We start from the raw sequence: 15,247 nt of genomic DNA, 5'->3' as shown, positions 1-15,247 counted from the left end.
ACTTTTATATTTTAGGATACAAAGATACATGTATCTTTGTATCCTTTTGTTATTTCTTCACTTCAGCCCACTTATAGTTGAATTCTCCACCAAAATCATTTGTCACTATGCCTTTGACTGAAGAACGTTGTAAGTACGATCTGCCTTGTTGATAGAACGGTGCAACCGCCCCATCTTCTAATAAGATTATCTCAGCTTGTTTCATCGCTTCCCAACGAGCCTTTTCATCACCAGCTAAATTCGTTTTCACTTGATAAATTAGTTCATCATATTGTTTGTTTGAATACTTATCAAAGTTATATGTACTATCTGTCGTGAACAAATCTAAAAATGTAATTGGATCAGGAATATCGGGACCCCATACATCAACCCCTAATTCGTAATCACTATTTAGGAGTAATTGAATTTGTTGTTTGCGTGGCTGCGGCTTCACATTGACCGTTAATCCTTCTAAATTCTTTTCTAGTTCCCCTTTTAAATACTCCGCATTTTTCTTAGCGAATACATTATCACTTGTAAGTAATTCTAGTGTTACCTGTTCTTTCCCAAGTTCTTGCTTTGCATTCTTCCAGTGTTCTTTCGCTTCCTTCACATCATCTTTTACTAATGTTCCATTTTCCTTTCGGAAGTCTTTTCCGTCCGAACTTTTAGCGAAATCAGCTGGTATTAAACCGTCTGCAGGAAGAGAACCATTATTTAAAACTGTATCTACAAAGGCTTTCTTATTCATTGCCTGACTGATTGCCAAACGAGCATTTTTATTTTTTAGCACTTCATTCTTCTGATTCATACGTAAAAACTGTACAGTCACTTCAGAACGTTCCTTGAAGTCGGGATTCTTTCTATATTTATCTACAAACCCACCTGTTAGTCCTACACGGTCAAGCTGACCTGATTCGTATAGATTTATTTCTGTAGATTTATCTTTCACGATATCAAAGTTGATTTCGTTTAATTTCACTGTTTTAGCATCCCAATAATTCGGGTTCTTTTTCAGCCGAAAAGCTTGTTCGTGCTTCCAATTATCTAAAGTGAATGCTCCGTTATAAACCAATTGATCTGCTTCTAAACCATATTGCTTCCCTTTTGATTCAAAATACTTCTCGTTAATCGGTAAGAACGTTGCAAACGTTGTCAAATCTATAAAGTAAGGGACAGGCTGTTCTAATTGTATTTCTAATGTTTTATCATCTACTGCTTTTACCCCTAGGTGATCTACAGATAACTCTTTACTATTAATTTTCTTTGCATTCTTTATATCAAAGAATAAAAACGCATATTCTGCCGCTGTATCAGGGTTCACAGCTCTTTTCCAAGAAAATACGAAGTCTTCAGCTGTTACAGGAGTTCCGTTTGACCATTTTGAATCTCTCAGATGGAATGTGTATGTTTTTTTATCTTCACTCACATCATAAGATTTCGCTACTGCTGGGATTGGCTTGTTCCCTTCTCCCAATGTATATAAACCCTCAAACACGTTTTTCATCACGTTCATGGATTCACCGTCAGTTGCCTTTGTGACATCCATCGTTGGAATTTCCGCTATATACGGTAAATGAATAGATTGTGTTTTCAAATCTTTATTATTTGCCTTTGCTGTATCTTCTTTCTTTTCACTACTACACGCTGTTAGTAAAAAGCTAGCTCCTAAAACAGCAGCTACAATAGGCATTACTTTTTTTAACATGTTTCTTTTCTTCCTCTCTACGTACGGTCATAGCATTAGATTATCTAGTTGTATATCGCCTAGAAAAAGAAGCAATCTTTGCCCCCTAAGTAATAAACCTCGTAAATCTGTCGCCAGTTTAAAACGTAGCACCCAAAGATAGGCATGTCAATTGCAGAAACTATAAATTTTAATATAAAAATACTAAATTATAAAGATATTTACTATACATTGTTGTGTAATGATTTTTTTAAGCACTCTTCTGAAAAAATGGCTCTTTATTTTTGCTTTTAACGCTATTTACCACTTCTATTAATACAATTAATTGCACCAAAAAGAGCAAAAATCACAAAACCGACTTAATAGACCCCTTAAATAAACTTCTTATAATATTCTTTTAAATTGTTTTTTTTAATCCTCTTTTTAAGTCTTGTATTCCATTTATCTACCTTTTGCGGTATGTGAAATTATATAAATTAAGAGCAAAAGTAGCAATTTCTACTTTTGCTCTTATTCTTACTTTCTTATTTTTTGTTAAAATATATTCTCATTAAATAACACTCAATAAATCCTTTTACAAACTCTTCCTCTAACAGCGCTTGGATTTTGTATGAGGATCTATCATACTTAGTGTATTCTTGATTTTTATTTTTATCTTTAGTATATTCTCTTTCATGTCCCTTCATCCAAGCTTTAACATAACTTTCCGGTGTATCATGTTCTTTTGGATCAACACCATAAATTTTACCCTTTCCTCCTATAATACCGTTAAAATTAGGTTGTTTTTTTTCATTCTTAAGAATATCAGATACCCTTTTAAGCGCTTCCTGTAAATTAGATTGATAGTATTGCTCTACTGTTTCTGCATTGATTGCCATAAATGTATGCCCCCTATTTTATCTATTACTACTAAACACTTTATCTTCATCGTATTATTATTCTATCCAAATTTCATAGAAATATACATTACTATTTCCAAAACTTCCACCAGGATTTCCTTTTTGCTGCTACTATTTCTTCCTGGGCTGATACAATAGTAAGTTTTGCTTCTTGAATCTCCCTGAACATCTTCATAAGATTATCATCCCTTAGCTCCAACCTCTTTTCTATCCTTTCTTCACGTTCCTTCCAATCTTTTATATCTTCTATTATTAATTTCTTTCTTTTATATCCTCTTCAATTAATTTGTTCTTTTAATCTATACGATCACCAAATCTCTTTTCCATCTCTAATAAGTTTGCTTGCTGCACCTTATTATTTTTTCTACCATAGCGCTATATTGTTGTTGAATTTGATATTGCATTTGATAAGGGACTGGATTTGTACCCTGGAATTCCTCTTTCTTATTAGCGATTCCAAACTGCTTTGTAATCATTTTCGCAGCTTTTTCTAAAGTCCTACCATTTTGCTTACTCAACTCTACTAACTGTTCAATAAGTACAACATCAAATCCTGTATATTCCCTTCTCCCCAACTATTCTTTCTTACTTCATATCCTTCACGTTCAAGGACATCCGAATACTCCCTAAGTGTGCTGCCACTTCCCCCTAAACGACTATAGACCCCATTGCTGGTATATATATGACATAGCGCTACGACACCTCCTATAAAGAAAATTCCATATCAAATGTCTAATACCTCTTCATCAAATCCATCAACGAAGCTCGCACAATCTTTGCTAGGTTTTGTCGGAATGAAGGAATTTGAAAATAAATAAAAATTCTTTAGATTTTCACTTAAAACATTTGGCCGGGATGAGTATAATGCCAAACATGCCATAAAAAGGAGGAATTACTATGAAAAAGAAAAAGGCACATAAAAGAACAAATGAATGAAACTTAAAGGTTTGTTTTTTGGGATTTGAATTCTTCTTTAAACATACTTATTAATTTAAACATTTATATTTAAATTAACTAGTCAACAACTAGTTTACAAGATATTGACAACAGAAAATTCACGTGACTTTTACGGCTTTAGTAAGTAGCAGTAAAATGCGGTTAAATCCTCTACATACAAAATCGGATTAAACTCTTAACTATATATTTCTTGTACAATATTTTCAAAAAAGATGGAGTGAAATCCCAATTCACTCCATCCTTAGCAACAACTTTTTATATTACGATATCAGTTTTAAGGCATTAATTCTGCCATTGTAATACTCCCTGGCTTCTTATAATAAAAAGAAGGAACTAAAGAAGAATATACAGGTCTTCCCTTCTTCTTATTTTTATCATGATAGACTTTAAACCAATACATAATCGGATATTCTCTTGGTTGTATTTTCTTCCCAAAAAGTTCCGATTCCAACATATCATTGACTCTGGTATCAGAGAACTCTATTTCAGGTGTTTGTAGTGCATTAGCATGTTCACTAGGAATATGCTCACAAATTCCCCCCCCACCACTTGCAAGCATGAGAGAATATGAATCGTGTGTAGTACCAAAAACTCTACAGACCATTGGCCTTTTGTTATACACGATGCAACTGCCCTCTGTAATATCTAACAAAGGACAAGGAAATGGAAGTCTCGCTGTTTTTGAATATAAATTACTATCTTCCAACATTACATCTTCTTGAAAACTAGCATTCTCTTCTAATCTATTATATAAGTCTGGATACCGTGTTTTTAATAACTCTAAGTCTGCTAAAGATTTTTCGAATATTTCCAAAGAAAATTCCAATCCAATGTTACGTAATTCTTCTAACACAACTTCAAATTCTAACATTGATATAGCAAACACATCGGAACAACAATTATAACATCCTTTTCTACATGGATGATTTTCAAATTCCTTATGATGTTCTCTATATTCTAAAATGATGTTATCTATCTTTAAATACCTCTTATACAGATTAGCCACACAACTATCCTGTTCTACATTTGAATGGCACTTCTTTTGCTTTTTACCACTCCCACAAAAGCACGCATCATTTCTACCCAACTTATATTCCCCCTTTTTCTCTCGATTAAATTCCCTTATAATTCCAAACATATCAATTATACATCTTTTTTAAAATTAAGAAAAAGAAAGAAATAATCACAATTAAAGTGCCGTTTTTGGGGATTTGAACTTTTTCCCTGGCATCGGAAATTTAATATTAGAACAACCTCTTATAAGCATAATGACAGTAATAATTATTATTCAAGCTTTTACTTTTACTATTACGAAACTAATTAGAAAGCAAAAAACCTTATATAATCTAAATTAAAATAAAAAAGATCACCTCCTTTCCTTTTAGGTTTAGGAGATGATCCTTTTTATTCATAAAAACGAATAACTATTAAACATAGTATCAGAAAAAAATTATCTAATACTACATTGAAATTTGTATACATATTTCAATGTTCTAATTCAAAAATTAATATTTAGTTTCTATAAAAATCTCTTAACTATCTTAGAATCAATATTTAATCTCTATAAAAGTCTCTTAACTGTCTTAGAATCAATATTTAATCTCTATAAAAGTCTCTTAACTGTCTTAGAATCAATATTTAATCTCTATAAAAGTCTCTTAACTGTCTTAGAATCAATATTTAACCTCTATAAAAGTCTCTTACTGTCTTAGAATCAATATTTAATCTCTATAAAAGTCTCTTAACTATTCAAATTCCCCAATAAAACTTCTTATTAATTTTAATTATATTATTTAAATTTACGTCAATATAAAAACTATGCACTTTACTCATTTTTTTGTTTATCAACTAAACTTATTTCAAGACCTAAAGCTTCAGATAATTTAAAGATAGTCGATAACTCAGGTATATCAATTCCATTCTCTATTCTAGATATAGTTTTTTGAGCTATTCCAGTTCTCCGTGACAATTCACGTTGACTTATTTGTTTTCTATATCTGGCTGCCATTAATTTACCGACGATCTCCAAAATCATAAATTCATGAAAACGGCTTTGATTCAACTCCCTTTTTAATTCTTCACGGAGATCATTATAATTCATCATTTATTCTCCTTTCAAAATACCTCATTAATTCAATAGATCCTATTTATTATTTTCATTTTTTTCATTTTTTACCTCCATATCTCCATATTTTTTTGATCAAACCTGATCAATTTCATTACTCAACTTCAATTGTGTAATGGCGATTAGAACTATATATAATATATTTTTTTCTTGAGCTCCGCCTTTAGATTTTACGACCGGAAAAACCGGCCTCGAGCATCAAGGTTTACGATTAATGTGTTTAGCTTTATTTTTTTTAGCACGGTTTTTTTCAGCGGTTGGTGTAGGGCCTTGTTTTTTAACGAAATGATTCAAAAACACTATAGTATCATCTTCGAAATAAAAGAACATAACTCTATGGTCATGAATCCTTAATTGCCAAACTTTTTCCCCTTTAAAATATTTAATGTCTGGATGTGGGAGTTTTTGAGTGCGAATTTCCTCACCGTTTGCCTTTAAGAAATTCTTCATAATCGTAAAACGATTAAAAGTTTTCACATCTCTAGTAGCCGCTTCTAAAACCCATTCGTAAACTTCTTGACGCCCGCGACCATCCGTATAGTAATCTATCTCCATAGCGCGGACCTCCATTTTATTTATATGTAATTGTCATTCACTGATAACACAGTTGTTATCATTATAATTGAATTAAATATAGCACACTACTTAACAAGTAAGCAAACAATATGAACCAATTAAACTTAAAAACAATATTTCTAAAAAACAAACATTCAATTTGTTTTTCTTCTCAATACACTCACTTCTTAAAAATATTGTCAATCTCATCGAAATCACGAGACATTACAGTATCTTCACTTTAAATATATATACCTTCGCAAAATCAAGTGAAATTATTCCCCTAAATTTTACGTAAAATCTTAATCAAACGTTCCCCCAGCATTATCCTTTATTTACCTATAATACATTTTTTAAGTAATCAACCTGTACTTTTAAATAATCTCTTTCTTCCTCGATACTTTTAAATGTCGTTTTAGATAAGTGATGAAAGGGATTGAGTTCTCTTGATTCTCCCCCTCGTTAATCAGCCAAAGGCTCACCCTGCTTATGCTTCTTTACCCAATCTTTCAATTGAGTGGGGCTTCTAAGCTCTATTTCATGTTCCAGAATCTGATAACTCTTTTCTTCATTTACATACATCATGACTGCCTTACGTTTGACTGTATACGGTTGAAATGTTTGTCCTTTTTTACCAAAAAAAATCCCCTCAAAATAGAGTGTATTACTTACTTATCAAAAACAATCTTTTTACACCGTCTACTCAAAAGAGATAATACCACTTTTCCAAGAAATCTTTGCGGTCTTTTCATGTTTCTAACTCGCGTGTCATAACAATTAATAAGAATCCGTCTTATCCTATAGCAGTTGGAGAATTGAGGAAGGGAAAAAACATGCCATCAGACATGCAAATCAGACAAAAGAAATATTTAAATAATATCGTGGAACAAGATTATCGTTTTATCAAGAAGCGTGTTCGTTCTATGTTAGGGTTGAAATCATTTCGTATTGCTACTTACATAACAGAGTGGCATAGAGGCGATGCATATGATGAAAAAGGACAAACTCTCCAAGGGGAGAAGTCTGTACCAAATTAAGTGAACCTCATTCATCAACTATTCGGCCTTCCAGCATAAAATAGATTCCACTAGGAAACTTTTCATCTCTCTATATCTCTTCTGAAGTATTTGCACCATAATCTCAGAACCGATTTTTTTCTGTTTTATGAAAAGGTTATTACTAGAATAAATTAAATTACTTTGCAACATTATAAGACGGGTGACTTTTTTGGAAGAAGATGCTATTTTTTAAAAACTTTGAAAAAAGACGGATTTCCTGTGTAGTAATAAACCGGAAAATGTCTATGCAGTGTCTAGATGCACGTTTTTTATTTGGCATTAAAACCTATCAGAAGTGATGTTAATTGACCGTTATGAAGAGGTGAAAAAATGAAAGAAAATATTGATAATCCAAAATCAAATTCCCAATTCCTCAAAACAGATGGGGGCAAAACCAGGTCCAATGCAATTGAAATCCCTTCCATTTCTTTGCCAAAGGGTGGAGGGGCCATTAAGGGAATTGACGAAAAATTTTCTGTAAATCCCGTAAATGGTACGACTTCCTTTTCCATACTACTTCCTTTCTCACCAGCCAGGGGAAGTGCTTCACCTGCTTTGAATTTGAACTACAATTCTGGCGCCGGAAATGGTATTTTCGGCTTAGGGTGGACTTTGAGCCTGCCATCCATAAAACGTAAAACCGATAAAGAATTACCACAATACTTGGATGATGTTGATTCGGATACTTTCCTTTTTTCTGAGGCTGAAGACCTTGTTCCGGAATTTAAAAAAAAGGCAGATGGCAGTTTTAGTAAAGATAGGGATGGGAACTACATAATCAAAGAAAAAGACTCCCCAGATGGATTATTCAAAATCAGATTTTACAAACCTCGTATTGAAGGCTTATTTGCTAGGATCGAGAGATGGTCGGGGAAAACATCACATGAAATCAAATGGCGGATAATTACGAAAGAGAACGTAACAACACTTTTTGGATGGAGTGAAGGATCAAGAATTTCTGACCCAAAAAATGCAAATAAAATATTTGAATGGCTGCCTGAACTTGTCTTCGATGACAAAGGCAATTGCGCTCACTATATTTATAAGAAAGAAGACGACAAAGGATTTAATACTTCGTTGCTGCACAATAGAAATCGTACGAAACACGGAAATGTTACATACACCAATCTGTATTTAGAGAAGGTACTATATGGCAATAAAATTCCATATAAAAATTTAAATGACGCCTATCTTAATGAAACAGATTACCTGTTCCAAACGGTATTTGATTATGGAGAGTATGACACTAACGCCCCATATACCAAAATAAAGGATTGGGATTTCAGAACAGATGCCATTGCAGAATACAAGGCTGGTTTTGAGATAAGAACCACAAGACTCTGCAAACGAGTTTTGCTGTTTCATCATTTCGCTGAACTTCCCGGCGGATCGGCCTTAGTAAAATCCCTTAATTTTGGATACGGCAATGCAGGCGAAGTAGATCTTACCTTTTTAAACTCTATCACCGCTTGTGGATACATTAAGAAATCGGATGGGACATACACAGATAAAAAACTGCCGCCCACTGAGTTTAAATATCAGAAACACGATTGGAACAAAGATGTTAAATCTATTTCATCGGATTCTCTGATTCATGCACCTGTGGGATTAGATGAATCGCTCTATCAATTCACAGATTTATTCAATGAAGGTCTTTCAGGCATCCTGACCGAACAAGGAGAAGGCTGGTTTTATAAACGCAATTTAGGCGACGGTAAGTTTGAACAAGCAAAATTGGTTTCGCCAAAACCCTCTTTTGTAGGCCTTGGTTCAAGGCTACAATTAATAGATCTAGATGCAGATGGAAGTAAACAGTTGGTAAATATGAACAACGAACCAAAAGGGTATTTTGAATTAAGTGAAAAGGAAGAGTGGCAGGCTTTCCAGACTTTTGACAATCTTCCCAATATCAATATGGGAGATTCAAACCTCCGTATAATTGATCTCAATGGGGATGGCAAACCAGATGTTTTAATTACAGAAGATCACGTATTCACCTGGTATGAGTCAGCGGGCAGAAAAGGATTTGAAAGTTCCTATAAAACATGTATGCCCTTTGATGAAGAGGCAGGTCCTTATTTCGTATTCACCGACCCCAAACAAACCATTTTCTTGGCGGATATGTCAGGAGATGGTCTGACGGATATAGTCAGGATAAGAAATGGAGAAATCTGTTATTGGCCAAACCTTGGTTACGGAAGGTTTGGAGCTAAGGTGGGCATGGATCATGCTCCGGTTTTTGATCATCCCGATGCATTCAATCCGTCATACTTGCATTTAGCCGATATAGACGGATCCGGTACCACCGATATTATTTATCTGGGCAAAAACAAATTCAACTGCTGGATGAATTTAAGCGGAAACGCATTTACCGCTGCTCCATTTGAAATAGATCCCTTCCCTGAAATTCATAATCAGACAAAAGTCACAGTTACCGATTTACTGGGCAATGGTGTTAACTGTATCGTCTGGTCAAGCCCTTTATCCAAGGATTCCCAAGCTCCATTAAAATACATTGATCTGATGAACAGCAAGAAACCTCACATCATGGTTTCTTACAAAAATAATCTCGGCAAAGAAGTTACGATGGAATATACTCCTTCCACCAGGTTTTACATTGAGGACAAACTAGCAGGCAGGCCATGGATTACTAAACTGCCTTTCCCTGTCCATTGCATTTCAACAATCGAAACAAGGGATAAAATTTCGGGGTATCGCTTCGTTAGCTCTTATCGATACCATCATGGCTATTACGACCATGCCGAAAGGGAATTCAGGGGCTTTGGAATGGTGGAACAGACAGATGCCGAAGATTTTGAGCATTGGGCAAAAGGGAATTTAAGCCATGTTGTGGACAAAATACTGCATCAGGAACCAGTAATTACTAAAAGTTGGTTTCATACCGGAGCTTTCCTTGACAGAGAAAACATCCTTAACCAGTTTGCCCGAGAATACTGGTACGAAGAAATGGCAAAACAGGGTTTTGCTGTTGTAAACCATGAAACTCTTTTGCCTGATGCGCGGGTCATTGCTGCGCCAGGATTGAATCCATTCATCATTGACCATCTCGGCACCCAGGAATGGAGGGAGGCTTTTCGCGCGTGCAAAGGCATGGGACTACGTTCGGAAACGTTTGCTCACGATGCTCCATCATCAGGAGCGACACCTGAGCAAATCAAAAAACAGCTCACGCCCTATTCCGCAGCAACACATAATTGCGTTATCGAACTGCTGCAGCCAAAGGGACAAAACAAGCACGCCGTATTTGTTGTCAAAGAGAGCGAGGCCATCACCTATAGCTACGAGCGGAACACGGAGGATCCACGCATTGCCCATACCCTCAATATTCGGCTGGATGAGTATGGAAATGTGTTGGAATCGGCCTCGGTGGTTTATCCGAGGATAAAAAAAGACCTCTTTCTGCCAATAGAAACACAAGAAGCACAGAACAAAATTCTGATTACTTATACGCAAAACAGCTTTACCAATGATATTGATACTAACAGTTTATATAGACTGAGGCTTCCGGCGGAAACGAAAACTTACGAACTAAAGGGAGTTGGGAAAAACACCCCTTTCTATTCCGTGAATGATTTTGAGAATATCCTTACGGCTGCCGTCAAAGTGGATTATCAGCAGGTTGATCAAAATCCCGCACCCGGGACTCCACAGAAAAGATTAATTGAACATAAACGCACGATTTATTACAGCAACAATCTAAAGGATGCTTTGTCGTTATATCAATTGGAATCATTGGCACTTCCTTTTGAAAGTTATCAATTAGCCTATACTCAGATACTTGTTGACAATATTTTTGGTACAAGGGTGACTAATGACATGATGCTGGAAGGAAAATTCACTCATAGGGAAGGGGATGACAGCTGGTGGATTCGTTCGGGAACCTCACAATTTATCGACATAGGGGAAGCTACAGCCGATGTACAAAATCGCTTTTATCTTCCCGTTTCCTATACCGATCCCTATGGCGCCAAAACAAAGGTGAAATATGACAATGTCTACCACTACTACATAGAGGAAACTGAAGACGCATTAGGCAATAAAACAATCGTCGAGCTTTTTAATTTCAGGACACTTTCAGCTCAACGAATGAAGGACCCAAATAACAATCTTTCCGAAGCCATCACAGATGAACTGGGTCTAGTGAAGGGCATAGCAGTATACGGCAAAGGCAATGAAGCTGATGATTTGATTGGTTTGAACGAGTTTTCGTCATTGTCTGAAAATACACTGGTCAATAATTTCTTCCAAGCACAGAATTCCAATCGATTAATTGCGAATGGGAAAAATTTATTGCAGCATGCAACAACAAGATTTGTCTATGACTTTGATGCTTATCAAAATAATGGCAAACCTGTTGCTGTTGCTTCGATTGTTAGGGAAGAGCATTTTCAGAAAAACAATGATTCGCCTATTCAAATCAGCTTTGAATACTCCAACGGCCTTGGGCAGGTGGTAATGAAAAAGGCACAGGCCGAACCGGGGCCGGCAAAGCAAGTGACGGTCAATCCCGATAATACTTATAAAGTCACCGAGATTGATACCGCCAGGCTTAATCCCAAGGAGCTGCGGTGGATCGGCAGCGGCAGGACCGTGCTCAACAATAAAGGAAATGTCGTAAAACAATTTGAGCCGTATTTTTCGGTCACCCATAACTACGAAGACCTAAAGGAATTAGTGGAAACAGGAGTTACACCCCTCATGTATTACGATCCACCGGGACGGCTTATCAAAACTGATATGCCCGATGGCACGTTGTCCCGTATAGAATTTGATTCATGGAAACAAGTTGTTTATGACCAAAACGATACAGTTTTGGAATCGTCTTGGTATTACAAACGCAAAAATCGCTTGATGGATACCGAACTCATCGCGGAAGGCAAAGATCCGGAGAGGGAAAAAACGGCTGCCGATCAAGCTGCCAAGCATGCCAATACACCCAAAGTCTTACACTTTGATACATTAGGCAGACCTGTATTGTCGGTTGACCATAACAAACATTTAAAAACTGATAAGGATGAATTTTACTTGACCAGAGCCGCCCTCGATATCGAAGGCAATCTTCGTAAAGTTACCGACGCTCGCGGCAATGCCGTAATGGAATACAAATACGATATGCTAGGCAACATGGTCTATCAGTGCAACATGGATGCCGGCCAACGGTGGCTTCTGATGAATATCATGGGCAATCCGCTACGCACCTGGGATGAGCGAGATCACGAATTCCAATATTTTTATGATATCCTGCATCGTCCTACCCACAGCAAGGTCATAGGCGGTGATGGTGATAACCCTCTTAACCATATTTTTGACAGGAGATTTTATGGAGAAACAGAGGGAAACCCCGAACTGAAAAATCTCAGGGGGCAGATAATCAGGCATTATGACACTGGCGGACTTGTGGAAACGCCTGATTATGATTTTAAAGGGCAGCCAAAATCCACCAACCGTTGGCTTTTCATAGATTATAAAGGCGTGGCCAACTGGACAGATACCAATCTGGCCGCAGACCTAGAATCTGAAAGCTTCACCATAATTTTAGAAACAGATGCTCTCAGAAGGGTAACAACACAAACTACACCTGATGGCAGTAAAATTTCACTGTCGTATAACAAGACAGGATTGCTGAACGGAGAGAGTGTCATCCATACTGATACGGCTATTTCCTCTGTCTATATCACAGACATTGACTACAATGAAAAAGGCCAGCGAAATGAAATCATCTATGGAAATAATATGATCACCCAATTTTATTATGACAAGGAAACATTCCGACTAAATCGTTTGGAAACAGTGCGGAACAACAACGATCCGCTTCAAGATTGGCATTACAACTATGATCCGGTCGGCAATATCACCCATATTGAAGACAAAAATATTCCGATTGTATTTTTTGATAACCAGAAAATCTCCAAAATAAATACCTATACCTATGATGCTCTTTATCGTCTGGTGGAAGCTTCCGGCAGAGAGAACAATACGCTGCTGAACTTTGGTAACAAAGACAATTGGAACGATGCTGGGTTCATGCGGCAATTAAACCCAGGCGATCCGATGGTGATGAGGGATTACACTCAAAGCTATATCTATGATGGAGTTGGCAATATCCTGCAAATGCGGCATCAGGCAACAGGTAACAATTGGACAAGGGATTATCACTATGATGCTGCGAATAATCGTCTGATCAACACACAAATTGGTTCAAACACTTATCATTACCAATATCATCCGTGTCATGGCTTTATGACAGCCATGCCTCATTTGGAAGACATAGGATGGAACTTTAAAGAAGAGCTTGTTAAAACCATTAGTCAAAGGCGCACCGATGGCGGTACACCGGAAACGACTTATTACCAATATGATGGGCAAGGACAACGAATAAGAAAAATAACTGAGAAACAGGCTAATGCAGGTGATATTCCCGGTAAAAAAAACGAACGGATTTATATTGATGGGTATGAACTTTACAAGCAGCACAGTGGAGTGAATGCAGGACTGGAACGGACCAGCTTAAGCCTGATAGATAAGGAATACCACTTTGTGATGATTGATACTGAAACAAAACCCAGGGTGATTTTAGGGAGATCGATGGGCAGAACCAGCCCCGTTCAGATGGTCCGTTATCAGTTGCAAAATCATCTCGGCTCGGCCGCGATGGAATTGGATGAGGCGGCGAGGGTTATCAGCTACGAAGAATACCATCCTTACGGTACTACTGCCTATCAGGCTAAAAATATAAATATAAAGTGCGCTGCGAAACGATATCGATACACGGGAAAAGAGAGGGATGAAGAGAGCGGATTTTATTATCATGGAGCGAGATACTACGTTCCATGGAAAGGTCGCTGGATGAACTGCGATCCATTGGGAATTGCAGATGGGACAAATCTTTATGCATACGTTCGATGTAACCCGGTAGGGATGTGGGATCCTTCGGGAACTACTGGTCTTCCTAAACCCGAGCCAATCATCAATAGTGGTGGCAGCAATAAAATTGGGGACTTCCCAGGTTGGAGCACACGATGGAACGAAGCTTCTGAGAAGGTGCTGTCGAAAAAGTATAGGACAAAAACACTGAAAGAAGGAATAGAGGCGTTTGAGAAGCATATTGGAAGTCTCAGTCCAGGTTCTAACCGTCTAAAAGGGACTGCAATTTATGAAGCACGAAAAACATATAAAGCTGTAAGGCGAGAATTTGGTATTTTAATGAATGCCGCTGGTGTCGACATGACAGGGGTTCAAATCCATCACTACTTTGGCGGTCTGGCAAAGGTGCCGAAGAAAGCACTTGACGCTACAAATTTGGGAGTTTTGAAAGGACATGCAAGTGTAACAGGTAAAGGTAATACTCATAATCTCGCTCATACAGTTGAAGAAGCGCTACCAGCAAAGATAAAGAATCGGTTCATCGAGAAGGGTGGTTCAAAAACGTCCGGATTTGCTGAAGTTGGTATTTTAAAAGGAATTGCAGGAGTAGGTCTTTCGGTTCTTGGTGGAGCGATATCCTATAAAGAAGTGAAGCAGGATCTGGCTAAGAAAGATTATGGTGCTGCTCTCGCCAGTGGTGCAGGTGTTTTAGAGTCCGGTGTGGCTTTGGGAGCGATGGGAGCTAAAACGTTAGGGGTAACGGGTGCTGCCACCTCTACGGGCACACTTATGGGAACTAGTGTCGGAGCCATGGGATTAGGCGAGGTGGTCGCTGCAGCGCCACATGTCGTCGGTGCTTTTGCAGTAGGCGCTTTAGTAGGAACAGCGATCGAAAAAAACTTAAACGTAAGTGAATATGCATCAAAAGCGGGTGTTGCTGTTTACGAGAAACTGAAAGGCGCAGGTTTGAATGAAAACGCAAGCTTTGTAATTGGGGGTGTTGCTACAGTTGCTGCAATTCCCGCAGTAGTTGAGCAGGAAGCCATCGCTAAAGTTGCAAGTTGGTTCAAGTAAACGTTTGATTTGAAGAAAAATTCTTCTC

Annotated in this window: 6 protein-coding genes and 2 pseudogenes; 2 read left to right on the top strand and 6 right to left on the bottom strand. The window is 37.3% G+C overall.

Annotated features, from left to right (window positions below; translation table 11 throughout):
- Positions 1-49: 49 nt before the first annotated feature.
- The 6 genes and pseudogenes from DN399_RS27530 to DN399_RS27505 form a co-directional block, all read right to left on the bottom strand.
- Entirely contained in the window at positions 50-1,687 is a 1,638-nt protein-coding gene (locus tag DN399_RS27530) for a peptide ABC transporter substrate-binding protein (protein WP_149150175.1), read from the bottom strand.
- 503 nt (positions 1,688-2,190) lie between these two features.
- Positions 2,191-2,544, bottom strand: coding sequence for a hypothetical protein (locus tag DN399_RS27525; protein WP_048563935.1), 354 nt, complete (start codon positions 2,542-2,544; stop codon positions 2,191-2,193).
- A 91-nt stretch (positions 2,545-2,635) separates the two neighbouring features.
- Positions 2,636-3,247, bottom strand: a pseudogene (locus DN399_RS27520) (DUF3967 domain-containing protein).
- Positions 3,248-3,796: 549 nt separating this feature from the next.
- A complete protein-coding gene (locus DN399_RS27515) occupies positions 3,797-4,609 on the bottom strand; it encodes an SEC-C metal-binding domain-containing protein (RefSeq protein ID WP_149150174.1) in 813 nt (270 codons plus the stop codon).
- Between the two features lie 738 nt (positions 4,610-5,347).
- A complete protein-coding gene (locus DN399_RS27510) occupies positions 5,348-5,623 on the bottom strand; it encodes a helix-turn-helix domain-containing protein (RefSeq protein ID WP_098292565.1) in 276 nt (91 codons plus the stop codon).
- 222 nt (positions 5,624-5,845) lie between these two features.
- Entirely contained in the window at positions 5,846-6,202 is a 357-nt protein-coding gene (locus DN399_RS27505; protein WP_048563938.1) for a type II toxin-antitoxin system RelE/ParE family toxin, read from the bottom strand.
- Between the two features lie 722 nt (positions 6,203-6,924).
- Between DN399_RS27505 and DN399_RS28540 the strand changes: the two are divergent.
- Positions 6,925-7,278: pseudogene (locus DN399_RS28540) on the top strand (DDE-type integrase/transposase/recombinase); the annotation flags it as partial.
- Between the two features lie 312 nt (positions 7,279-7,590).
- Positions 7,591-15,219, top strand: coding sequence for a SpvB/TcaC N-terminal domain-containing protein (locus DN399_RS27490; protein ID WP_149150173.1), 7,629 nt, complete (start codon positions 7,591-7,593; stop codon positions 15,217-15,219).
- Positions 15,220-15,247: the final 28 nt, after the last annotated feature.

Origin of the sequence: Bacillus sp. AR4-2, from assembly GCF_008274865.1 — a bacterium.
Lineage (GTDB): Bacteria > Bacillota > Bacilli > Bacillales > Bacillaceae_G > Bacillus_A > Bacillus_A cereus.
This window is presented reverse-complemented; position numbering and strand designations above follow the sequence as displayed.